This is a genomic window from Vibrio sp. bablab_jr001 (assembly GCF_016464285.1).
Classification (GTDB): Bacteria; Pseudomonadota; Gammaproteobacteria; order Enterobacterales; family Vibrionaceae; genus Vibrio; species Vibrio fluvialis.
Window position 1 is genome coordinate 35944 of sequence record NZ_JACDWZ010000025.1, and the last position, 23872, is coordinate 59815.

General features: G+C 48.0%; 17 protein-coding genes and 1 pseudogene. 6 read left to right on the forward strand and 12 right to left on the reverse strand.

All coding sequences use genetic code 11. The annotated features are described in order from the left end of the window. Positions 1-190 precede the first annotated feature (190 nt). Positions 191-1945 carry a GNAT family N-acyltransferase gene (locus JIG40_RS01180; RefSeq protein ID WP_154184774.1) on the forward strand — a complete coding sequence of 585 codons (1755 nt, stop codon included), beginning with the start codon at positions 191-193 and terminating at the stop codon, positions 1943-1945. A gap of 349 nt (positions 1946-2294) precedes the next feature. Continuing rightward, positions 2295-3287 (forward strand): annotated as a pseudogene (locus JIG40_RS01185) (TRAP transporter substrate-binding protein); the annotation flags it as partial. Positions 3288-3337: 50 nt separating this feature from the next. Here JIG40_RS01185 and glmS read toward each other — a convergent pair. Continuing rightward, the gene (gene glmS, locus JIG40_RS01190) at positions 3338-5170 is read right to left on the reverse strand and encodes a glutamine--fructose-6-phosphate transaminase (isomerizing) (protein ID WP_020428522.1); all 1833 of its coding nucleotides are present in this window, start codon (positions 5168-5170) and stop codon (positions 3338-3340) included. A 100-nt stretch (positions 5171-5270) separates the two neighbouring features. After that, positions 5271-6032, reverse strand: a complete 762-nt coding sequence (locus JIG40_RS01195; RefSeq protein WP_020428521.1) for a DeoR/GlpR family DNA-binding transcription regulator — start codon at positions 6030-6032, stop codon at positions 5271-5273. A gap of 431 nt (positions 6033-6463) precedes the next feature. Here JIG40_RS01195 and pykF point away from each other — a divergent pair, with 431 nt between their 5' ends. Further along, entirely contained in the window at positions 6464-7876 is a 1413-nt protein-coding gene (gene pykF / locus JIG40_RS01200) for a pyruvate kinase PykF (protein ID WP_020332653.1), read from the forward strand. Between the two features lie 378 nt (positions 7877-8254). Here the strand turns inward: pykF and JIG40_RS01205 are convergent, their stop codons facing one another. From JIG40_RS01205 to JIG40_RS01215, 3 genes are all read right to left on the reverse strand, one after another. Then, positions 8255-10129, reverse strand: a complete 1875-nt coding sequence (locus tag JIG40_RS01205; protein ID WP_199464638.1) for a diguanylate cyclase — start codon at positions 10127-10129, stop codon at positions 8255-8257. A 159-nt stretch (positions 10130-10288) separates the two neighbouring features. Beyond that, complete coding sequence (locus tag JIG40_RS01210) at positions 10289-10987, reverse strand: oxidative stress defense protein (RefSeq protein WP_020428519.1); 699 nt, start codon at positions 10985-10987, stop codon at positions 10289-10291. Between the two features lie 175 nt (positions 10988-11162). Beyond that, positions 11163-12062, reverse strand: coding sequence for a LysR family transcriptional regulator ArgP (locus JIG40_RS01215; RefSeq protein WP_199464639.1), 900 nt, complete (start codon positions 12060-12062; stop codon positions 11163-11165). 112 nt (positions 12063-12174) lie between these two features. Here JIG40_RS01215 and JIG40_RS01220 point away from each other — a divergent pair, with 112 nt between their 5' ends. Both JIG40_RS01220 and JIG40_RS01225 read left to right on the forward strand, forming a co-directional pair. Continuing rightward, the gene (locus JIG40_RS01220) at positions 12175-12801 is read left to right on the forward strand and encodes a LysE/ArgO family amino acid transporter (protein ID WP_020428516.1); all 627 of its coding nucleotides are present in this window, start codon (positions 12175-12177) and stop codon (positions 12799-12801) included. 9 nt (positions 12802-12810) lie between these two features. Further along, positions 12811-13296 (forward strand): YbaK/EbsC family protein, encoded by a 486-nt coding sequence (locus tag JIG40_RS01225; protein ID WP_055453304.1) that lies wholly within the window; start codon positions 12811-12813, stop codon positions 13294-13296. 44 nt (positions 13297-13340) lie between these two features. Here JIG40_RS01225 and mscS read toward each other — a convergent pair whose 3' ends face one another. The 5 genes from mscS to JIG40_RS01250 form a co-directional block, all read right to left on the reverse strand. Continuing rightward, a complete protein-coding gene (gene mscS / locus JIG40_RS01230; RefSeq protein ID WP_020332661.1) occupies positions 13341-14204 on the reverse strand; it encodes a small-conductance mechanosensitive channel MscS in 864 nt (287 codons plus the stop codon). Positions 14205-14503: 299 nt separating this feature from the next. Next, positions 14504-15580, reverse strand: a complete 1077-nt coding sequence (fbaA, locus tag JIG40_RS01235; protein ID WP_020332662.1) for a class II fructose-bisphosphate aldolase — start codon at positions 15578-15580, stop codon at positions 14504-14506. A gap of 154 nt (positions 15581-15734) precedes the next feature. Then, positions 15735-16898, reverse strand: a complete 1164-nt coding sequence (locus JIG40_RS01240) for a phosphoglycerate kinase (protein WP_020332663.1) — start codon at positions 16896-16898, stop codon at positions 15735-15737. 151 nt (positions 16899-17049) lie between these two features. Beyond that, entirely contained in the window at positions 17050-18075 is a 1026-nt protein-coding gene (epd, locus tag JIG40_RS01245; protein WP_020332664.1) for an erythrose-4-phosphate dehydrogenase, read from the reverse strand. 192 nt (positions 18076-18267) lie between these two features. Next, positions 18268-20205 (reverse strand): ligand-gated channel protein, encoded by a 1938-nt coding sequence (locus JIG40_RS01250; protein ID WP_199464640.1) that lies wholly within the window; start codon positions 20203-20205, stop codon positions 18268-18270. Positions 20206-20349: 144 nt separating this feature from the next. Here JIG40_RS01250 and JIG40_RS01255 point away from each other — a divergent pair, with 144 nt between their 5' ends. After that, complete coding sequence (locus JIG40_RS01255) at positions 20350-21246, forward strand: LysR family transcriptional regulator (protein WP_061056906.1); 897 nt, start codon at positions 20350-20352, stop codon at positions 21244-21246. A 342-nt stretch (positions 21247-21588) separates the two neighbouring features. On the opposite strand, the gene JIG40_RS01260 is transcribed toward JIG40_RS01255, so the two are convergent. Continuing rightward, positions 21589-22563 (reverse strand): LTA synthase family protein, encoded by a 975-nt coding sequence (locus JIG40_RS01260; protein ID WP_199464641.1) that lies wholly within the window; start codon positions 22561-22563, stop codon positions 21589-21591. 510 nt (positions 22564-23073) lie between these two features. Further along, positions 23074-23872, reverse strand: a 799-nt coding sequence (locus JIG40_RS01265; RefSeq protein ID WP_280514066.1) for a transketolase family protein, incomplete at its 5' end; no start/stop codon positions are given.

Here is a 23872-nt window from a genome sequence, read left to right on the forward strand (position 1 = left end):
TGTCATGCCTACGCACCGTAGGCATGACTTTTCCCTCTGTATACCTTTCAGTTGTTACCCCACTTTAAATCCTCTGCCGTTCATCGTCACCAAACTGCAATCGAAACGCCATCAAAGCCTCATCCAATCGCAGCGGTTCTGACACAATCGCGCTCTAGCATGACGATAAAACACGGATCGTGAGGACGTTATGCTTTCCACCAGCCCTTTTAAATTGCCGCGCAAAACCCCGTTTGGCCTGGGTGAACAATTCGCCGAATGGGCGACCGGTTTAAACCAACTTGATAAATTTTACGCCCAGCGTCCGGCTGGGTGCGATACGGCGCAGTTTCTGCGTTTCACGCTCGAAGTGTTGGGCATTGATTACCAATTGGTGAAAGGCTCACTGGGCCAAGTGCCGCAAACGGGTGCGACTGTGGTCGTGGCGAACCACCCACTTGGCTGCGTGGAAGGGGTGATTCTGGCTGAACTGCTACTGACTCGCCGCTCAGACATCAAGATCCTCGCCAATCACTACCTCAAAACCGTCCCCGAGCTCGATGAACTATTTATCGGCGTGGATGTGTTTGAAACCCGCCAAGCGCACAAGGCCAATTTACTGGCTCTGCGTCAGGCACATAAACATCTGGAGCAAGGCGGCTTATTGCTGATGTTCCCCGCCGGCGAAGTGTCACAACTGGTCGACAACAAACAACGTCGTTTGGAAGACAAAGAGTGGAGCCAGTCGGTCAGCCGCCTGATCAAAAAACACAAAGCCAAATCGGTGCCGGTGTACATCGATGGCCAGAACTCCAAACGTTTTTATATGGCGGGGAAAATCCACCCACTGCTGCGCACCCTGATGCTCGGGCGCGAACTGCTGAATAAAAAGCAGAGCTGCATCGACATCGCGATCGGCGAAACCATTCACTACAAAGAAGTGAACGATCTGTGCGATCAGCAATTGGTCAACTACCTGCGCTTGAACACCTATTTGTTGCACAACCCTGCCACCATTACGCGCAACAAAACCGCGCAAGATAGTTCGCTGGCACCGATCGATGCCCGCTTGCCGTTGGATGATCTACGCCAAGACATCGCGCGTCTGTCATTTTCGGATCATCTGCTGCGCCACAACGAATTTGATGTGTACTGCACGCGAGCCGAGAACATTCCCGCCATCCTGCATGAAATTGGCCGTGTGCGAGAACTCAACTTTCGCCAAGTCGGTGAAGGCACTGGTTTATCATTGGATATTGACGAGTTCGACCGCGACTATCTGCACCTGTTTATCTGGGATCGCGAACATGAGGTATTGGTCGGCGCGTATCGCTTAGGGTTGGTCGATGAACTGCTGACAAGTCGCGGCATTGATGGGCTGTACTCCAGCACACTGTTTCAATACGACCCGCGCTTTCTGCACAACATGGGCAAAGCGATTGAGATGGGGCGCTCGGTGATTGATGAAGCGTACCAAAAAAGCATGGCGCCTCTGTTACTGCTGTGGAAAGGTATCGCCACTTACGTGCAACGCCATCCGGACTACACGCACCTGTTTGGTCCGGTGAGCATCAGCAGCGACTACAGCGATCAGGCACGTCGCCTGCTGGCCGACACCATGACGCTACATTACTACGACAAAGCACAGGCCGAACTGGTGGAAGCGACCAATCCGCTACCGACGGGTCAAAACCTGTGGAATGCCAGTCTGCTGACGTCGCTCGCCGACCTGCAATTGCTGTCGCGTGTGATTGCCCGCATTGACGAAGGCAAAGGCATTCCGGTGTTGTTGCGCCAATACCTTGGCCTCAATGGCAAACTGGTCAGCTTCAACATCGATCCGGATTTTAACGATGCGCTCGATGGTTTGATTGTGGTCGATTTGCGTAATGTGCCACAGCGTACCCTCTCTCGCTACATGGGCAGTCAGGAAGCGCAGCAATATCTGGGCTATCACGGCCGTTAAACCACTCAACACGGCGATGGTCACTGGATCATCGCCGTGACCTTACAGACAGTTTTGAAATCATAACGAACGGTCATAAACTCGCCTTCAAACCAAACATATCGCTAATACTGAAATATAAACCAACATTAAAAGCCTAAAATAATCCGACATACAGCAGACTCCTTCAGCATCACTCTCCTTCTTTTCTCCACAGCCAATTGACGTTTTTTTGTTCTAACCAGAAGATTATCCGGTCAATAACAATAAAAATGAGGAAGTTATGTTGACTAAGTCTGCCATACACAAAGGAATGACCACCGCCTTACTCTTGTCTCTGACCCTATTCAGTGGCCTCAGTGCAGCAGCGGAAAAAGTCTATCGTCTCAAGCTGGCCGAAACGTGGGGGGCGAACACTCCAATTCTCGGTGATGCCTCACGCAATATGGCCAAACTGGCGGAAGAGATGTCGAACGGGCGACTACAGATTCGCATCGATTCGGCCAATAAGCACAAAGCGCCACTGGGCGTGTTTGATATGGTCAAATCCGGTCAGTACGATCTGGGTCATTCCAGCTCTTATTACTGGAAAGGCAAGGTACCGAATACGCTGTTTTTCTCTTCTATGCCGTTTGGCATGATCACTATGGAACAGTACGCCTGGTTCTTCTACGGCGGCGGCATGGATCTGATGCAGAGAGTTTATGAACCTTTTGGTCTGCTCTCATTTCCCGGCGGCAACTCCGACATTCAGATGGGCGGCTGGTTTAAAAAAGAGATCAACTCCATTGATGATCTGCAAGGGCTGAAGATGCGCATTCCGGGTTTTGCCGGCGAAATATTTGCAAAAGTCGGCGCTAAGCCTACGAATATTGCACCGGGGGAACTGTATACCTCACTTGAGCGCGGCACGATTGATGCGCTGGAATGGGTGGGACCAGCGTTTGATCTGCGCATGGGTTTTCAAAAAATTGCACCTTATTACTACACAGCCTGGCATGAACCAGGGTCAGAGACACAGTTCCTGGTGAACAAAAAAGTCTGGGATTCGCTGCCGAATGATCTGCAGGTGATCCTGAAAACAGCATTCCGCGTTGCGGCATTTGATATGTACGCTCAGGCGATTGACGCCAATGCGACGGCATGGGCACAGATGACGACTGAACATCCGGACATCAAAGTCCGCGATTTCCCGCCGGCGGTGTTAGACGCCATGCGTAAAGCCAATGATGAGCTGTTACAAGAACTCGCAGCCAACGATCCTCTCGCCAAAGAGATCATCGAATCTCAACACAGTTACCTGAAGAAAGTGCGTGACTGGACTAAGATTTCGACACAAGCCTATCTCAACTCTAACCCATAACGAAAAAGGGCTGCCAATGGCAGCCCTTTTTGATTCAACTAATTAGCCTGTTACTCTACGGTCACCGCTTTTGCCAGGTTACGTGGCTGGTCTACGTCAGTGCCTTTGATCAGTGCAACGTGGTAAGACAACAGCTGCATTGGAATGGTGTAGTAGATTGGCGCCGTGATTTCACTCACGTGCGGCATGGTCACAATCTTCATAGTGTCATCCCCTTCAAAGCCAGCCGCTTGATCAGCAAACACATACAGCAGACCGCCACGTGCGCGCACTTCTTCAATGTTGGATTTGAGTTTTTCCAGTAGATCGTTGCTTGGAGCCACCACAACCACTGGCATGTCAGCATCGATCAGCGCTAGCGGGCCGTGTTTCAATTCGCCGGCAGCGTATGCTTCGGCGTGAATGTAAGAAATCTCTTTCAGTTTCAGCGCCGCTTCCAGAGCAATCGGGAAGTATTCGCCGCGGCCCAGGAACAGTGTGTGGTGCTTCTCAGCAAAGTCTTCGGCGATCGCTTCGATCTCTTTTTCACACGCCAGAGCGGTTTCAATCTGTTGTGGCAGAGCGTGCAGCGCTTCAACAATCTCTTTTTCCTGCGCTTTGTCGATCACTTGCTTCTGTTTGCCCAGTGCGGTTACCAGCATCAATAGTGCGGACAGTTGAGTGGTGAAGGCTTTGGTTGATGCCACACCAATCTCAGTGCCAGCGCGAGTCATGAAGGCGAAATCTGATTCACGCACCAGTGATGAGCCAGCCACGTTACAGATGGTCATTGCCGCCATGTAACCTTTTTCTTTCGCCAGACGCAGAGCAGCCAGCGTATCCGCAGTTTCACCCGACTGCGACAGCGTGATCAGCAGGCTGTTTGGACGCGTTACAAATTTGCGGTAGCGGAATTCAGACGCGATTTCCACGTCACAGCTGACACCAGCCAGAGCTTCAAACCAGTAACGCGCTGTCATACCCGCATTGTAAGAGGTACCGCAAGCGACGATTTGTACGTGTTCAACTTTGTTCAGAATATCCGCCGCGTGCACACCAATGCTTTCGGTAACCACAGAATCTTTGGTCAGGCGACCTTCCATGGTGTTGATCAGCGCTTTTGGCTGTTCGAAAATTTCTTTTTGCATGAAGTGACGGTAGTGCCCTTTGTCACCCGCATCGTGTTCAGCATTTGATTCCACGATTTCACGTTCAACCGCTTCACCGAACGTGTTGAACACTTTCACTTCACGGCGAGTCACTTCTGCCACGTCACCTTCTTCCAGATACATAAAGCGGCGAGTCACGCTCAGCAGCGCCAATTGGTCTGATGCCAGGAAGTTCTCACCCACACCGAAACCAATCACGATCGGGCTGCCAGAACGCGCTACCACTAAGCGGGATGGATCTTTACGATCAACCACAACCGTACCGTACGCGCCTTCCAGCTGTTTTACCGTTTTCTGCACCGCTTCCAGCAGCGAACCTGCAGTGCGCAGTTCCCACTCCACTAGGTGGGCGATCACTTCGGTATCGGTTTGTGACTCAAACACGTAACCGCGCTCACGCAACTGTTCACGTAGTACTTCGTAGTTTTCAATGATGCCGTTGTGTACCACAGCGATATCACCAGACATGTGTGGGTGCGCGTTGATTTCAGATGGCTCACCGTGAGTTGCCCAGCGTGTGTGCGCAATACCCGTACCGCCCGCAACGTGCTCCGCTTCAACGGCATCTGCCAGCTCTTGCACTTTACCCAGGCGACGAACGCGCGTCAGCTGACATTCACTGTCTACCACTGCCACACCGGCAGAGTCGTAACCGCGGTATTCCAGACGGCGTAGGCCTTCCACCAGAATTTCAGCGACATCACGTTGTGCTACTGCACCAACAATTCCACACATGTTTATTACTCCGTAACTATTTTTGTTTCAGCTTCTCTGCGACATTCCAGCCGGGGCAGCAAGCAAAAGGCCCGTCAGAGAAGGAGGGTATTTGTTATGCTCAGGCCCGAATCACTCGGACCTGATGAGATTCAATTTGCGCCGCGTACTCGTCGGGTAACTCTTTATCGGTGACCAGCACATCGATATTGTCCCACGCCAGTTCTAAGTTCGGGATTCTGCGGCCAACTTTGTCCGATTCAACCATGACGATCACTTCACGCGAGACTTCTGCCATGACTTTGCTTAATCCCACCAACTCATTAAACGTAGTCGTGCCGCGTTCAAGGTCAATGCCATCAGCACCAATAAACAGCTGGTCAAAATCGTAAGAGCGCAGTACTGATTCCGCGACTTTGCCCTGAAACGATTCGGAATGGGTATCCCAGGTTCCGCCCGTCATCAGCAAGGTCGGTTCACTTTCCAGTTCGTTGAGCGCGTTCGCCACATGCAAGGAGTTGGTCATCACCACCAGCCCACGTTTGTCGTTCAACTGCTCAATCAAAGCACCGGTCGTACTGCCGCTGTCGATCACAATTCGATTGTGGTCACGAATTAATTTTGCGGCGGCTTTGGCGAGTGATATCTTTCGAACCGAAACTTTTGAACTCATTTCGTCAGCGACCACTTCTTTCGGCAAAGCGATCGCACCACCGTAGCGTCTTAACAGTAGCCCATTGGCTTCTAAAGAGGCCAGATCCTTTCGAATCGTGACTTCGGAGGTTTCAAACTGACTAGACAAAGCCTCGACACTGACCTCACCCTGTTCATTCACCAGATTGGCAATCGCATGGCGTCTCAGCTGTGTATTTCGTTTCGACATGGTTTATTTTTTATCAAGTTTCGAATCGAAACAAATTATAATCAAACCGAAACATTTGTGTCTATTTATTTTGATCCAAAAAATTAATATTTCGCGCTAAAACCTTGTCCTAAGACAAATCTTAGACAGTGATATTGCCGCCATTCAGTGGTAGAATTCACACCCGAAAAGAAAAAAAATTACAGAATGCGGCGTGATATTTTTGTAACTTTCGCCGTTTAAAGTGACTAAGTCACAGATTTCTGAAATTTCATCCCAAACAAATGGTCATAAAATGACTAAATTTGTTGAAAGACTTTCAGCTTTGGAGTGAAAGAAACTCGTGAACTACACTTGGCAATTGAAGACGAAATGTTGCCACCACCGAGATCACTTTGGGGCTACGCACCAAACTTCTATTTCTTAATATTTATTACCGGAGAGACCCTTCCATGAAAAAGACCAAAATCGTTTGTACGATTGGCCCTAAAACTGAATCTGTAGAGAAACTGACTGAACTGGTCAACGCAGGCATGAACGTAATGCGCCTGAACTTCTCTCACGGTGACTACGTTGAACACGGTACTCGTATTGCGAACTTCCGCCAGGTCATGGAAAACACTGGTAAGCAACTGGCTATCCTGCTGGATACTAAAGGTCCTGAAATCCGTACCATTAAACTGGAAAACGGTGATGACGTTGATCTGGTTGCTGGTCAAGAATTCACTTTCACTACAGATACCTCTGTTGTGGGTAACAAAGACATCGTTGCCGTGACTTACGCAGGCTTCGCACAAGACCTGAACGTAGGTAACACCATTCTGGTTGACGACGGTCTGATCGAAATGGAAGTGATTGCGAAAACTGACTCAGAAGTAAAATGTAAAGTGCTGAACAACGGCGCACTGGGCGAAAACAAAGGTGTAAACCTACCAGGCGTATCTGTGAACCTGCCAGCCCTGTCTGAAAAAGACAAAAACGACCTGAAATTTGGTTGTGAGCAAGGCGTTGACTTCGTTGCTGCTTCTTTCATCCGTAAAGCATCTGACGTGAAAGAAATTCGTGAAGTACTGGCTGCAAACGGCGGCGAGAACATTCAAATCATCTCTAAAATTGAGAACCAAGAAGGCGTAGACAACTTCGACGAAATCCTTGAATTGTCTGACGGCATCATGGTTGCACGTGGCGACCTGGGCGTAGAAATCCCAGCGGAAGAAGTTATCTTCGCGCAGAAGATGATGATCGAAAAATGTAACCGTGCCCGTAAAGTGGTTATCACTGCAACTCAAATGCTGGATTCAATGATCAAGAACCCACGTCCAACTCGCGCAGAAGCGGGCGACGTAGCGAACGCGATCATGGACGGTACTGATGCAGTGATGTTGTCTGGTGAAACAGCGAAAGGTAAATACCCTGTTGAAGCAGTTACTATCATGGCGCAAATCGCTAACCGTACGGATTCTGCACTGAAAGCAGAACTGGGTTCTCGTCTGGACAGCCCACGTCTACGCATTACTGAAGCAGTATGTAAAGGCGCGGTAGATACAGCTGAGAAACTGGCTGCTCCACTGATCGTTGTTGCAACTGAAGCAGGTAAATCTGCACGTTCAGTACGTAAGTACTTCCCAACTGCAAACATCATTGCCGTAACGACTAACAAGAAAACGGCTGCGCAGCTGGTTCTGAGCAAAGGCGTAGCGCCAGTTGTTGTTGACTCAATCGACAGCACTGACGATTTCTACCGTCTGGGTAAAGAGATCGCTCTGGAATCTGGTCTGGGTAAAAAAGGCGACATCGTCGTGATGGTTTCTGGTGCTCTGGTCGCTTCAGGCACGACAAACACGACTTCAGTACACGTACTGTAATCCGCGTTTAACGCATAAAAAAATCGGGGCATGGCCCCGATTTTTTGTTTCTGTCTCTTACCAACCAAAAAACTCTTTGTGGTGAGTGTTAAGCAATAACACCATAGGTAGGAAGTAAAGCGCACTGAGCTTAAATCCTAATACCACCAAAAAGCCAATTGTGAGCCTTACTAGAAAATGATTAACCATACTCTGCCCCGTCTTGCCCAGAGTGTGCGATTTCCGTTCCCTTTCACCGCCCCACTGCGGAGAAAGTGACTGCTCCATTCAAAATTTGGGCGACCACTGATGAAAATATCAACAGTGTACTTATTAATCAGTTTAGCTCAAGAGAAATTTAAAATTCGACTTTAGTCGAATTGTCAGAAAAGTGTGACACTAAGCAATCTCATCACTGCTTCGGCAAAGCGAGACCTGGTTTCGGCCCAATGTTTTCGATTCATACAGGGCGATATCCGCACACTTATACGAACGAGTACTGTCTTGCGTCAGGTCCGTAATCCCGGCGCTGATTGTCACCGTTAGACTTTGGTCTATATCCACAGCGACACGAAGACGCTCTACGACAGCCTCTGCTTCTTCAATATCAGTATGCAGCATCAGAACCGCAAACTCTTCCCCACCGATACGGGCAATAAAGTCGGTCGCTCGCAGTTGCTGCGCAAGAATATGAGCAACTTTCGCAATCACGCGATCCCCTTCATCATGACCAAGCTCATCATTGATGCGTTTGAAAAAGTCGATGTCGATCAGCACCAGACACGCGTCGTGACTATCCGGATAACGTTGCACCAGCTGCGTTTGAGCTTGCAGCTCCTGTTCGAACTTACGGCGGTTCCAGAGATGGGTCAGTGAATCTTTTTCGCTCAGCTCACGCAGTTTGTTTTCCAATGCTTTACGTTCGCTGATATCCACCAGTGACGTGATGTAATAACTGACTCGCCCGGCTTCAAAGATTGCCTGAATGCGCATGATGGTAGTGAGTGTCTGATGCTCGGCGGTCACCAGTTCGATTTCACCTTCCCAGAAATGATTCTCCGCCACCTTTTCCAACACATTGAGGACGTGATCCATACCATCGTGACACAGCAGCACTTTCAGTGCATTGCGCCCCAACACCCAATGACTGCTGAGACCAGTGATCTTTTCAAACTCCTGATTGACCATGATCACTTGATGTGACTTATCGGAAATCATCACCGCCGACATGCCATTCAGCGCGGCTCGAGCCAGCTTACTTTCTATGTTGCGGCGATGATAATGCAGCGCCATCGAAACGGTCGGCAATGCAAAAATCAGCACGATAAGAAAGACAAACACCCCTTCTTTGACCAAATCATTGAGGTCGCGCTCAACACGCTTGGTCAGTTGCTCAGGTGTCAGATTGATCACCAGATGGAGTTGCTGTTTGTCCGAGATAGAAACCGTGGTAAACACCAAAAGATGCTTTTTCTCCAGCAAGTAGCCACTCCCTTCGCGCTTGATGCGATCCCAGCTCAGGGGATAATGTTGGGCAAGGTTATCGCTGTGAAACTCTTCATGAGCGAACGTGAGATGCGTATCGGCGTATTGATCCGTGAGGTAAACACCAGCATCAGACACCAGCTTAGGACGCAGATCTTTTTCCAACGCATAGTTAAGGCGATTGGAGAGGTTCCAGATATCCACATCAATCATGATGTAGCCATAGCGCTCTCCTAAGATACCAACCGGAGTGACGATCCTTACGGACGGAACGGTTTGAATGCTCTCCCCGATTTTAACGATCCGATTGGCGCTCCAAGAACCAACTTGGTCGTCAGAAAGCGTCTGTGCATAGCGAAAAAGCTCGCTATCCTGATAACTCTGCAACGTCTTGACCGAATTTGCCTGATGCGTAGCCGATGAGTAATCAACCCGAATCAGCTCCAGGCCTTGCGGATCAATAAAGCGAATATGGTTGTACCATTTCTGGCTTTTAGCCACGGAAATAAACACGTTTTCCAACTGAGACCGGTTGGTTTCGTTAGGAGAAAGGGCAAAATCGCAGGTGCTCTGACCGTGGCCAAGCAGGTCAGCCACAGAAAATAGCTGTTCTTGAATACTGGTAAATTCGCGTTCACTGTACGCGAGTTGATTGAGTGCTTCGCGCGCCGTCTGGCTGATGTTGCTCTGTTTGAGCTGCTGATAACGCTGAACGTAATAGGCGACAATGACGGTCGTGATCAACGTACAGGTGATGAGAAGAAATATGACGACTCTGGAAAATCTCATAACCTACGCAACTATCCGACCACTCAATGAAGGCGCGCATTATATCACCTTCACGCCCAGACTGAATAAAAAGCTAGCGATTCCGTACCATTTACTAGGATTGGTATTGCATCCAGAGCTTTAGTTGGCTCTGGATGATTTCACTAGCGGGTTGTTCAGTTAATCGACAAGTTTATAGATAACATCCACACGGTCGCGAATGACCAGGGTGGCATCCTGATAGGTATCGCTGGCATCCATTTTTTCATTCATGCTCATCGCGCGCATCATGACGGGTTGAGGATTCATGGTGTTGTAATCCACGCGCCAAACGCCGCCCAGATTACGTTTAAAGCCTTTCGCAATCGAACGAGCTTTCAGTTTGGCATCCTCAATCGCCGCCATACGCGCTTGTTGCTGATATTTCGCTTCATCACGCACTTTCAGTTGCACGTTGTCGACCTGATTAATGCCGTTCGCCAATGCAATGTCCAGATACTGATTCAGATTAGCGACGTCATCCACCTCCACAGTCACACTGCGCGACGCACGATAACCGACCAGTTCCGGCTGACCTGATTTAGGATAATGGTATTGCGGCGCCAGATAGAGATTGGAGCTGGAAATTTGCTGCGCGCTAACACCGGACGATTTCAATTGAGTCGTAAACGCCGCTACCACTTTATCCACCGCCGCTTTGGCCTGCTCGGCGTTCATGGTGGTTTCCGTTACTTTGACCGAAAACTGCGCCATGTCCGGCTTAGCCACCACTTCACCATAACCAGAGGTTACCAGATGAGGGAAATTCGGTTCCTGTGCCTGAGCGGTAACCGCACCCAAGCTAACAATCACAACGGCGAGCTGAGAGATCAATTTCATTCCATTTATCCTTCATGTTAATGGCTGGGCGGAATTATTGAGGCCCAGTCGCAGAATTCGCCAATGCGAACCTGCAGAAATCATTGGCTCTATCATAGGTGAAATAGTGCACATACTCAGCGGCTTCGCGTGAAAATGACACAACTTTGACGTGCCTTGTCTGCGTCAGATTTCGTCAATCTTGTGGCAGCACTTTGCGCGCGTACGCCACGATCGATTGCGAGATGGTTTTCAACATGCCACTTTCGAGCTGCCAGTGATGCCAGTACAGCTGTTGATCGATAAAGTGCCCCGGCAGGACATCGACCAGTTTGCCTTGTTTGAGTTCGTGACGAATCTGAATCTCCGGGATGAGTGCAAAGCCAAACCCGTGCAACGCCGCTTTTACGCACGCTTCGGAACTGCCTACCGAATGTTTTACATCGAAGTGCACTTCATGCCCGACAAACGCCTGTACGAAACGTTCATTGATGAAGTCCTGCTGGTCAAAAGCGACCGAAGGTGCAACCTGAAACCTCTCACCCGTAACCCCTTCGGCGAAATAGCGCTGATAGAACTCCGGTGAGCAGACACAGAGATACGGCATATTTCCCAATAGCACCGCCTGACAACCGGGGATGGTTTTCGACGATTGGCTGATGGCGCCCACGACTTCACCATTCTTGAGTTTCTCTATCGTGCGGTGCTCATCGTCCACCAGCAGGTTGATTTCCACTTTTCTGGAGGCAATCAGTGGGCCGAGTGCAGGCAACAGCCAAGTCGCCAGACTGTCAGCGTTGGTGGCGATCGACACGGCCACGGGTTTCTCTACACCATCATTATTCAATTGCGGCAGAATGTCCTGCTCCAGCACACAAACCTGCCGATAGAGCCCAAGTAACTTCTGTCCCGCAGGTGTCACCTTGGGTGGTGTCTGACGCACCAGCACGGGTTGCGCTAACCATTTCTCCAGTTGTTTGATTCGCTGAGACACCGCCGACTGAGAGATGCACAGCGTTTCCGCCGCTTTTTCAAAGCTACCTTGTGCGATAATTTCATCCAATGCTTCTATCCAGCGGTAATCCAATCCACGCATTTCATCACCATAAGTTAGTCTAATGACTTATTAATATTATTAGTTTTATTTATTTTCAACTATCCCTTATTTTGCCTTCAGATAACTATTTACTCACTTTTGGAATATAACTATGAACTTTTGGATTTTGCTCCAGGGCTTTGGATTTGGTGCAACCATGATCATTCCGATCGGCGCTCAAAATGCTTACGTACTCAATCAAGGCATCAAGCGCAACCATCACCTGACGACCGCGACGATTTGCAGCTTCCTCGATATTTTCTTCATCTCTCTGGGGATCTTCGGCGGCGGCGCTATTTTGTCGCAGAGTGAGTTACTGTTAACTTTCGTGACTGTGGGCGGCATTGCCTTTCTGACCTTCTATGGCCTCCAGTCTTGGAAGAGCGCCTTTACGGCACAGAGTGAGGAAAATGCCACGACAACCACAGCGAGAGGACGCCGGGCGGTGATTCTGGGCACTTTGGCTGTCACTGTGCTCAATCCTCATCTATATCTGGATACCGTGGTGATTCTAGGCTCAATTGGCGGCCAGTTTGAGGGCAACGATCGACTCTCGTTTGCTATCGGCACCATTATGGCGTCGTTCGTGTGGTTCTATTCGCTCTCCATTGGCGCAGCGAAACTGGCACCGACACTGTCCAGACCCAGAGTGAAGCAAGCGATTGATATTGGTGTCGCGTTGATGATGTTTGGTATCGCCATTGCGCTGACCAAGAACTTGTATCAGTTGTGGAATTAAGGAGCAACGATGTCAACGTTAGAAGAGTTGTATCAAGCCAATATTGCTTTATTGCATGAAGCGGGCGTGCCCTTCCAACAGTGGCAGCATGAACCGATTTTGGATTTCGCCACCGATGAGAAAGTAGCTCAAGAGCTCGGTTGGACAGGCACTCACACCAAAAGTCTGTTTCTGAAACTCAAAGGTGGCGGTTACGCGCTGCTATTTACTGAAAAAGATGCCCGTTTGAATGCCAAGGCCATCAAAGCCCTTATCGGCCAACGTCCGTCGATTTGCGAGGACGATGAGATGACGGCTGTCACCACCTGTGTGCCCGGCGCGGTCGGCCCGTTCGTCTTGCCCAAAGACATTCCGGTGATTGTCGACCCGGCGCTATTTCAGAAAACTGAGCTGCTTTACACACCCGGACATCCGCACCTCACACTTGGGTTTGCTGGTATCGATCTCGATAAATTACTTGCCAGGCTTCACAACCCCATTCTGATGCTGACATAAAAAAACGGAGGCCAAGGCCTCCGTTTTTAGTAATCTGTTCAAGCTTAGTCGAGCTTGTTGAGATGCACATCCATTTGTGGGAATGGAATCTCGATGCCGTTTGCATCCAGCGCTTCTTTGATGCCTTGCATAGCATCAAAGTACACTCCCCAATAATCGGAAGTTTTACACCATGGGCGCACCACAAAGTTGACGGAAGAATCCGCCAGCGCCAGTACACCGATCGTGATGTCAGGATCTTTAAGAATGCGTGGATCTTTTTCCAGCGTCTCACGAATCACTTTCTTCGTCAGTTTCAGATCCGATTTGTACGACACACCAATCACCATGTCCACACGGCGAGTCTCATGGCGTGAATAGTTGGTGATCGCACCACCAATCACACCTGCGTTAGGCACAACAACCATTTTGTTGTCTGGTGTTTTCAGTATCGTCTGGAAAATCTGAATAGAGTCCACTGAACCGGCAACACCGGCCACTTCAACATAATCACCAGATTTGAACGGACGGAAAGCAACAATCAGAACGCCAGCTGCAAAGTTAGACAGAGAACCTTGCAGTGCCAGACCAATCGCCAGACCGGCAGCACCAATCACCGCAACAACTGATGCTGTTTGTACGCCAATACGGCCCAGAGCCGCAATCAATACAATCACAAACAGTAAGTAGCGAACCAGACCATGAACAAACGAGACCACCGCTGGATCCATGTCTTTTTTCTTCAGTACTTTAGAGACACTGCCCGCCACTGCTTTAACTATAATGTTACCGATAAAAAGAATCAGTAGTGCGGAGATAATGTTTACACCGTATTGAATCAACAAATCTGAATTGTCTGACAGCCAGGTATTTACGTGACTCAGACTGTCAACAATCGGCATTTCAACGCCGTTCGATTCACTAGCCATAGTGTATATCCTCTAGAATTTTCGTTATTCAATATTTTTATGTAACCCACTGACCATCAAACACATTATCGCGCAACGTCCTGACATCAGATTTTTGGCAATTTATCGTAATCTTGGTAGCTTGCAAAGTCAGCTTTTTGCAAAGACTGGCAAAACAAAAGGTTATCTCGATTTTGATAAGCCTGTATCAGATTAAGCAATAAATAGTTACTCTGCCAGTGCTTGACTAAAATTTAATGACAACCAGAAACGAAAAAACCCGCTCAATGAGCGGGTTTTCTTAATTGTGAGAAGACGACTTACAGTACGTCTACTGCGTTCAGGTCAGCAAAGGCTTTCTCAAGACGAGCAACCATAGAAGCTTGACCAGCACGTAGCCATACGCGTGGATCGTAGTATTTCTTGTTCGGAGCGTCTTGACCAGTTGGGTTACCGATTTGACCTTGTAGGTAATCGTGGTTTTCTGCTTCGTACTTACGGATACCATCCCAAGTTGCCCACTGAGTATCAGTATCGATGTTCATTTTGATAACACCGTAAGAGATAGACTCTTTGATTTCTGCTTCAGTAGAACCAGAACCACCGTGGAATACGAAGTTCAGAGAGTTAACTGGAAGGCCAAACTTCTCAGAAACGTACGCTTGAGAATCACGTAGGATGGTTGGAGTCAGAACAACGTTGCCTGGCTTGTAAACGCCGTGTACGTTACCGAAAGAAGCCGCGATAGTGAAACGGTGGCTAACTGCGTTCAGTTTCTCGTAAGCGTATGCAACATCTTCAGGAGAAGTGTACAGCTCAGAAGAATCCATATCTGAGTTATCAACGCCATCTTCTTCGCCACCAGTACAACCCAGTTCGATCTCGATAGTCATGTTCATTTTAGCCATGCGCTCTAGGTACTTAGCACATGTTTCAACGTTCTCTTCCAGAGACTCTTCAGACAGGTCTAGCATGTGAGAAGAGAACAGAGGCTTACCAGTCTGAGCGAAGAACTCTTCACCCGCGTCCAGCAGACCGTCGATCCATGGTAGTAGTTTCTTAGCCGCGTGGTCAGTGTGCAGAATCACTGGCACACCGTATGCTTCAGCAACAGCGTGTACGTATTTCGCGCCCGCTACTGCACCAAGAATTTGTGCACCTTGACCTTCCAGTTTAACGCCTTTACCTGCGAAGAAAGCTGCGCCACCGTTAGAGAACTGAACGATAACTGGAGCTTTAACTTTCGCAGCCGCTTCTAGTACGGCGTTAACAGAATCTGTGTTCACACAGTTTACTGCTGGTAGAGCGAAGTTGTTCTCTTTAGCTACTTGAAATACTTTTTGTACGTCATCACCAGAGATAACACCAGGTTTTACGAAATCGAAGATCTTAGACATGGATGTAATCCTATTTTCTGTCGTTTTAAAAATAAAAACGGTAAGTTTAAATTCTTGCAAACGTTTGCTCACAACGGGCGTCATTCTAGCAGAAGAAACCGGCGCATGCAGCAAACAAGAAAGCGGGAGATTTCTCCCGCCCTCGACACATTGATTAAGCTTTAGCGCGTGCTTCTAGCATTTCTACTGCTGGAAGTACTTTACCTTCTACAAACTCAAGGAACGCGCCGCCACCAGTAGAGATGTAAGATACGTCAGCTTTGATACCGAACTTGTCGATCGCAGCCAGAGTGTCACCACCACCTGCAACAGAGAAGCCATCAGAAGCAGCGATGGCTTCAGAGATACCTTTAGTACCCGCTTCGAAGTTCTTGAACTCGAATACGCCTACCGGACCGTTCCACAGGATAGTTTTCGCGCCTTTCAGAATTTCAGCCAGAGCAGCCGTTGATTCTGGGCCAAGGTCGAAGATCATGTCATCGTCTTGAACTTCAGAAACGTGTTTGATTTCTGCTTCTGCGTTTTCGTCGAATGCTTTTGCACACGCAACGTCAGTGGCTACTGGAATGGCACACTCTTCCATCAGTTTCTTCGCTGTATCAAGCAGGTCAGCTTCGTACAGAGACTTACCTACGTTGTGGCCAGCAGCCGCGATGAACGTGTTTGCGATACCACCGCCAACAACCAGTTGGTCAGCGATTTTAGACAGTGACTCAAGCACAGTCAGTTTGGTTGAAACTTTAGAACCACCCACGATAGCGACCATTGGGCGAGCTGGGTTATCCATAGCTTTGCCCAGCGCTTCAAGTTCGTTCGCCAGCAGAGGGCCTGCACATGCGATAGGAGCAAACATACCCACACCGTGAGTTGATGCTTGAGCACGGTGAGCGGTACCGAATGCATCCATTACAAATACGTCACACAGTGCTGCGTATTTCTTAGAAAGCTCTTCTTCGTTTTTCTTTTCGCCTTTGTTGAAGCGAACGTTTTCCAGAACAACCAGTTCACCAGTGTTCAGTTCCAGACCATCCAGGTAGTCTTTCGCCAGTTTCACTTCGCAATCCAGCGCGTCGTTCAGGTAGTTCACAACAGGCTGTAGAGAGAACTCTTCTGCGTATTCACCTTCAGTTGGGCGACCCAGGTGAGAAGTCACCATTACTTTAGCGCCCGCTTCCAGACAGTGCTTGATTGTTGGCAGTGATGCGATGATACGAGCATCTGAAGTCACTTTGCCATCTTTTACTGGCACGTTAAGGTCTGCACGGATAAATACGCGTTTACCAGCCAGGTCCAGGTCAGTCATCTTGATTACAGACATGGTTTGTCCTCTCAAATATTCAAAGAAAATAGAAGTTTTCGTCAACTCGGCGATCCTGCCGAGCCTGTCAATTCTTAAACTGCTTTAGATATGGGGATTCGAATATTTATTTCAATGCAAAAAATAAATATTTTCCCCCAGCAGGTGGCGACTACTTAGCTGCCTGCATTGCTAACGCGGTATCAAGCATGCGGTTAGCAAATCCCCACTCGTTATCACACCAGACGAGCATTTTTACCAGTTGCCCGTTACTCACTCGAGTCTGGCTTCCATCCACAATCGCGCTGTGCGGATCGTGATTGAAATCGATGGAGACGAGCGGTGCTTCAGTATAGTCAACAATGCCACGTAATGTACACTGAGATGCGTTCACTATGGTTTGATTTACGTCATTAACTTTCACATTTGTATTAATCGTGACACTTAAATCCATCGCAGTGACGTTTACCGTTGGAACACGCACGGAAATGGCTTCAAATTTGTTAGAAAATTTCGGAAAGATTCTTTCAATCCCTTTATGCAACTTTGTGTCTACAGGGATGATCGACTGACTGGCCGCTCGCGTGCGGCGTAAATCGGTGTGGTAAGCGTCAATGACCTGCTGGTCATTCATGGAAGAATGAATGGTGGTGATGGTTCCCGAATCAATGCCAAACGCATCATCGAGCACTTTAATGATCGGCACGATACAGTTGGTGGTGCAGGAGCCGTTCGACACAATATGGTGATCGGCCGTAAGCGTTTCATGATTGACGCCGTAGATGATGGTGTTATCCAAATCGGCAGCCCCCGGATGGGAGAACAGCACTTTACGCGCACCAGCATCCAGATGTTGCAAACCATCAGCCTGCGAACCGAATACCCCCGTACAATCGAGTACGATGTCGACATCAAGGTCACGCCATGGCAGCAGCGGGATATCAGACAAATGCAGAATGCGGATTCGATCAAAATCGCCATTGTCGTGATGCACATAGATGTGCTCCTGATCATGGGTGATCTTTTTACCAAATCGGCCATGGCTGGAATCATACTGCAGCAGATGCGCCATCGCTTCTGGCTTGGCCAGTTCATTCACTGCCACCACTTTGATGTGTTGGTTCTTGCCACTCTCGTAAACGGCCCGAAGAACATTCCGACCAATGCGTCCGAATCCGTTGATCGCCACTTTTAACATGGGTTCATTTTTCCTTATGGTTTATCCTGCCGATGTTAACGAGAAACGACCTGTGATTCACGTAAAATCCCCAACTATTTCACACTCGTCGTACCTTTGTGCCAACGTATCGGCGCAATAAAAAAAGCCCTCACCAAACGGTAAGGGCTTCGAGTCAACCGATAAGGCCAGCAACAGTGCCATCGGCGCAGATTAGAACGCCACGTCCAGACCTACCCAGTAACGACGGCCATCTTCAACGTAGCCGTACTCTTCGTACGTCACGTCTTCATCAAACAGGTTGTAGATCGCCGCTTTGACGCTGGTATTGCTGGTCAACGCATAGGTAATCCCCGCATCCACAAACGTGTATGACGGTGCAGTCAGCGTATCTCGCGTGCTCGCAGGATCAGACTCTTTGCCATGGTAAGTAACTTTCGCCCAACTGCTCATCAGATCAGTGGTTTGCCAGTTCAACTGAGTCGTGAACAGGTGTTTTGGCAACTGTTCGAGCGGCATGCCCGCGTGATCGCCGGTTTTTTGTTTGGAATAGGTGTAAGTGTAGCTACTCGTCCAATCCCAGTTGTCGCCGAGCGGCAAGTCCAGAGACGCTTCAACCCCGCGGGTCACCGCTTTGTCGACGTTGGTGTAATAGCGCGGCGCACTGCCCCACTGGTTATTGCCTTCACTGCAGATGCTGTCCGGGCAGCTGACACTGGAAATCTTGTTTTTGAAATCATTGTTGAACAAGCCAAGCGACGCTTGCAGACCTTGCTGGCCGTTATAGATCAGGTTGATCTCTTCACTGACTGAAGTTTCTGGATCCAGATCCGAGTTACCGTGAATATTGCCGCCGCGGCTGACAGAAACCCAGTCATCACTGGCCTGACGCAGATCCGGCGCTTTAAAGCCGGTAGAAACACCGCCTTTAAGTGTCCATACATCGTTGATGTTCCACACCGAGTATACACGCGGGCTAAAGTGAGAACCGTAATCCTGATTGTAATCGTAACGGCCGCCGAATGTCAGAGCTACCGAATCAAGCACCCGCCACTCGTCTTCCATAAACAGCGCCATTTGCGCATTATCAAGTTCCGTTACGCTGCCGCCGGTGTTGCCGGTCAGGTCTTCCAACTCGGCTTTTTCGCCCTGAATACCGATGCTGAGAGTATTGGTTTCAAATGGGGTGACCAACACGGATTTTGCGATGGTGTTGGTCAGCGTCATTTCACGTGATTCGTTGTCGCTTTGCTCACGCTGAATGTAACTGTCAGAGCGGCCAATGCTGCCCCAGTCACCTTTGTGGCTCAGAGCAAATGAGGTACGGTTGTACTCGCCCAGACTTTCGTCATCACCAGTTGTGACCGATTTGCCCGGCGTACCTTCACGCTTCTGCTGGGTGATGTCAGCGCTGAACGCCAGCTCATGATTCTCACTCAACTGATAAATCAGTTTAGAGCCGATGCTGCGCAGCGTTTTGTCTTCAAAGCCGTATTCGATGTTGTCTTCATCGCGGTGTTGATTCTGGCCATACACTTGCAGAGAAAGAGAGTCGGTCAGCGGACCTGACGCAAAGAAGTTCACATTCTGCTCGTCGCCGGAATCGCGGTTTTCCTGCAGCACAGTGCTGAGCTGCACTTTACCCGACCAGTTCTGACCTGCTTTTTTGGTGATAATGTTGATCACGCCACCCATCGCTTCTGAGCCGTACAGCGTCGACATTGGGCCACGGATAATTTCAATACGTTCAATCGCTTCCAGAGGCGGAAGCCAAGCCGCTTCAATACCCGGACCATCGCTGTTCGGACGGGTTTGACGTGAAGACAGGCGCTTACCATCGACCAGAATCAGCGTGTATTTTGAGCCCATGCCACGAATACTGATGTCCTTGGTATCGCCACCGCCAGTCACCACTACGCCCGGCACATTGGTCAGTGCATCGGTGACATCACGGTAATAGCGTGAGGCCAGATCTTCCTGAGTCAGCACGGTGACACTCGCCGGAGCATTGGTCACCACCTGCTCATAACCGGCCGCTGTAACCACAACGGTTTCATCCGCTTTTACACTTTCCTCTGCATTAACCTGGGCAGAAACCACCAAACTTAAGGTCACCGCCAACGCTACTTTAGATGGATTCAGTCTGGACATGAACCACTCCTTTAAATGATAATAATTATTAATTTCAGGAAGGCATTATTCATAAATTACTGACGTAGAAAAGGTTCACAAATGGAATAGTTGGGACCAGTTTTGGAACAAGACGTCGCATTTTTCCACAGAGGTGTGTCATCAATGCAGGATCTCAGCGCTGTACGTGCGTTTTATGCACTCTGCCAACATAAAAGCCTGACCGCAGCAGCGAAATCGCTGGAGCAACCCAAATCGACCCTAAGCCGCCGTCTGGCTCAACTGGAAGAAGATCTTGGTCAGGCACTGGTTGCCCGGCAAGGAAATCGCCTGTCATTAACCAAAGCCGGTGAAGTGTTTGCGGCCTATTCAGAACAGTTGATTGAACTGGCCAATCGCAGTCAGGAAGCACTGCACGAGCTCAATACTCAGGTCAACGGCGAGATGACTCTGGTCGTGCACCCCAACCTGACCCGCGGCTGGATGAGTCGGGTGTTAGACAGCTTTATGCAGGAGCACCCGCAGCTGAAAGTGCGGCTGCACAGTCAATTCCAACACGGAGATGGTTCACTCGATCCGGATCTGATTATCTGGATTGGCGATATTGCGCCAGCTGGTTACCGCCGAGAACAACTTGGCTTGTGGCGCTATGCAGCCTACGCGTCGCCACAATATCTGAGTGAGCGTCCGCGTCCGGCTCACCCCAGTGAGCTGAGCGATCATCCCTGGATCGACTTCATTGCTTTTCGTCAGGAAGCCTTAACGCTTCACCATACCGAGCATGGCCGTTATGTCCTGCCAGCCTTAGAGAGCCGCTTGCAGAGTGACAATCTGGCAATGCAAGCCGATGCGATCGCCAAAGGGCGTGGGATTGGCCTGTTGCCGACTTGGGTTGCCAAGGGGTTTGAGAAAAACCATCCTGGTAGCCTCGAACCCTGTTTGGAAGAATGGTATTCCGAACCAGCCAGCATTCACTGTTTCTATCCGATAGGCCGTCACCCGTTGCGTTTACGGCTGTTTATTGATGCTCTGCGCGCCGCCTGTCCGAACGAATGGAAATAGTGAAGCTATATAACGATAAAAAAGCCCCGCTCATTGAGCGGGGCTTTTTTATCGTTATATAACATCATAGTAAAATTTAATTAGATTTATATGTATTCAATCTAACTTTATTTATGTAATTAATCGCTTGTTCGGCATATTTTGTATCCACAGAGGCCCTTGTATCATCACCATCTAGTATTATATCGAATTTATCATCTTCACATAAAACAGACACTTTGGATCTTTCATCGCCTCTTGAATGATAAACACATTTAGACGGAATTGAACGTTCTAGAGGAAAAATCGCCCCCGTAGAATGGTTGTGACATAGTTCGCCAACAGATGAATTATATACGCTTCTTAGTACATCTTTTTGTTGATAATATTGAACAATAACTTTTTTTCATTATTCCAAATAACAAACATCGGAACCCTACTTGATGCCATTTGTTGAGAGTCCGATATTTCTTTCTCTGACAACGGAGTCATCGCTCTATGATCACTCATCACGATTATCATATTGTTACTCTTTGGGACTTTATTTATTAGATTAAATAATTTTTCATCTGCATACTTAAAGGCATATTCTTCTGAAATTTTTACTTCGTTCTTGTCAGGGTAGTAAAAAGGTTGGTGTGTATTGACATTTTCAACAACTATAAAATTGTTTTCATCACTATTTATTTCATTCAATACTCTTTCATAGAGAGTTTCATCTGAAACAGATCGAAATAAGAATTTTCTTTCAGTCTTATCAAAAGACTCATTACCAATGATTTTATTAAAACCCAAGGATTCTAGCCAATTCCTCTTATCCAAGAAACTCAGATCTCCAGACGTAATAAACTTTGTATTATATCCAAGATGACTAAATTCGAGTGGAAATGATTCATTGAAATTTATGTTTTTTAACACAAGTGCGCCATCAGTCCCTAGTTTGATTTTATAAGGTAATAGTGGTGAACCAGTCAAAATCGAATACAATCCACCTTCTGTAGAAAAACCATTTGCATAGAAATTCTTAAACGATACACCTCTTTTAGCTAAAGAGTCTAATTTTGGTGTCCAGTCATTATCACCACCAAACCATTTACTATGATAATTAGACCAAGATTCAACGATGAATACTATTATGTTTTTCGGTCTAGATGCAGTAACATTATCACATACAATTTCATCAGATTTTAATCCTACCGATTTTTTGAATTTATCGCTATATTCTTTGTCATATGTAGATTCAATGTTAATTAGTATATAATTCTTAAAAAAACCACTTCTTACAGATGAGTTGACATTATAGTTGTAAAGAAAAAAATCAACGGAATAAAAAAACAAATATTTTTCTAAATTTTATTTTATAGTTACCATCTAAAAACAAGAACATTAAAACCAAAAATAAAACTGCCAACAATAGAAATATAGTATAAATATTAAACATACTAAAATCTATTTCAAAGATAAATTTAAAAAAATCATCAAAATACAATCTAGAATTAAAAACAAAAATAACAAATAAATCAGCAATATAAAAAACCACCAACAAGGAAATAACTAATTTTATTAAAAACCTAAAACCAGAACCGACCAGAGTAGAGATGAATAAAAAAGACAAGCACAACACAACAATAAAACCATCACTTAGAATTATATTCATAAAACTACTTTGATCATCAATATAAAAAGCACTACCAACCTTATAAACTTTCAGTATATATAGAGATAAGAGAAGAAATATTATAATCATAATAATTATACAGATATGGTTTATATTGATTTAACTATAGTACAAAAAAGCCCCGCTCATAGAGCGGGGCTTTTACTAGGCGTTCAGCTTAAGAAGCGGGCTTATGCCAGCAGTTCTTTGGCTGTGTTCACCACGTTTTCAGTGGTGAAGCCGAACAGTTTGAACAGCTCGCCGGCTGGTGCGGATTCGCCGAAGCTGGTCATGCCGATGATGCGGCCACCAAAACCAACGTACTTGTACCAGAAGTCTGCAATGCCGGCTTCAATAGCGATACGAGCGGTCACGTCTGCTGGCAGTACCGATTCACGGTATGCGGCGTCTTGTTTGTCGAATGCATCCGTAGATGGCATCGACACTACGCGCACTTGCTTGCCTTCAGCAGTCAGTTGCGCTGCCGCTTCCACAGCCAGCTCAACTTCAGAGCCGGTGGCGATCAGGATAAGCTCAGGTTTGCCTGCACAATCTTTCAGGATGTAGCCGCCTTTAGCGATGTTGGCCAGTTGCTCTGCATCACGCGGTTGTTGAGCCAGATTCTGACGCGAGAAGATCAGCGCGGTTGGCGCGTCTTTACGCTCGATAGCCAGTTTCCAAGCCACCGCCGATTCTACCTGGTCACATGGACGCCATGTGTTCATGTTTGGAGTCAGGCGCAGAGAAGCCATTTGCTCAACTGGTTGGTGAGTCGGACCATCTTCACCCAGACCAATCGAGTCATGCGTGTAGACCTGGATGTTCTGAATCTTCATCAGCGCGGCCATACGCATCGCGTTACGCGCGTATTCCATGAACATCAGGAAGGTCGCGCCGTAAGGCACGAAACCGCCGTGCAGCGCGATACCGTTCATGATGGCCGTCATACCAAATTCACGTACACCGTAGTGGATGTAGTTGCCTGAGAAA

What these genes read in the sequence shown, in the direction of transcription:
- JIG40_RS01180 (WP_154184774.1), top strand. Translation starts at nt 191, where the DNA reads ATGCTTTCCACCAGCCCTTTTAAATTGCCGCGCAAAACCCCGTTTGGC.
- glmS (WP_020428522.1), bottom strand. Translation starts at nt 5,170, where the DNA reads ATGTGTGGAATTGTTGGTGCAGTAGCACAACGTGATGTCGCTGAAATT.
- JIG40_RS01195 (WP_020428521.1), bottom strand. Translation starts at nt 6,032, where the DNA reads ATGTCGAAACGAAATACACAGCTGAGACGCCATGCGATTGCCAATCTG.
- pykF (WP_020332653.1), top strand. Translation starts at nt 6,464, where the DNA reads ATGAAAAAGACCAAAATCGTTTGTACGATTGGCCCTAAAACTGAATCT.
- JIG40_RS01205 (WP_199464638.1), bottom strand. Translation starts at nt 10,129, where the DNA reads ATGAGATTTTCCAGAGTCGTCATATTTCTTCTCATCACCTGTACGTTG.
- JIG40_RS01210 (WP_020428519.1), bottom strand. Translation starts at nt 10,987, where the DNA reads ATGAAATTGATCTCTCAGCTCGCCGTTGTGATTGTTAGCTTGGGTGCG.
- JIG40_RS01215 (WP_199464639.1), bottom strand. Translation starts at nt 12,062, where the DNA reads ATGCGTGGATTGGATTACCGCTGGATAGAAGCATTGGATGAAATTATC.
- JIG40_RS01220 (WP_020428516.1), top strand. Translation starts at nt 12,175, where the DNA reads ATGAACTTTTGGATTTTGCTCCAGGGCTTTGGATTTGGTGCAACCATG.
- JIG40_RS01225 (WP_055453304.1), top strand. Translation starts at nt 12,811, where the DNA reads ATGTCAACGTTAGAAGAGTTGTATCAAGCCAATATTGCTTTATTGCAT.
- mscS (WP_020332661.1), bottom strand. Translation starts at nt 14,204, where the DNA reads ATGGCTAGTGAATCGAACGGCGTTGAAATGCCGATTGTTGACAGTCTG.
- fbaA (WP_020332662.1), bottom strand. Translation starts at nt 15,580, where the DNA reads ATGTCTAAGATCTTCGATTTCGTAAAACCTGGTGTTATCTCTGGTGAT.
- JIG40_RS01240 (WP_020332663.1), bottom strand. Translation starts at nt 16,898, where the DNA reads ATGTCTGTAATCAAGATGACTGACCTGGACCTGGCTGGTAAACGCGTA.
- epd (WP_020332664.1), bottom strand. Translation starts at nt 18,075, where the DNA reads ATGTTAAAAGTGGCGATCAACGGATTCGGACGCATTGGTCGGAATGTT.
- JIG40_RS01250 (WP_199464640.1), bottom strand. Translation starts at nt 20,205, where the DNA reads ATGTCCAGACTGAATCCATCTAAAGTAGCGTTGGCGGTGACCTTAAGT.
- JIG40_RS01255 (WP_061056906.1), top strand. Translation starts at nt 20,350, where the DNA reads ATGCAGGATCTCAGCGCTGTACGTGCGTTTTATGCACTCTGCCAACAT.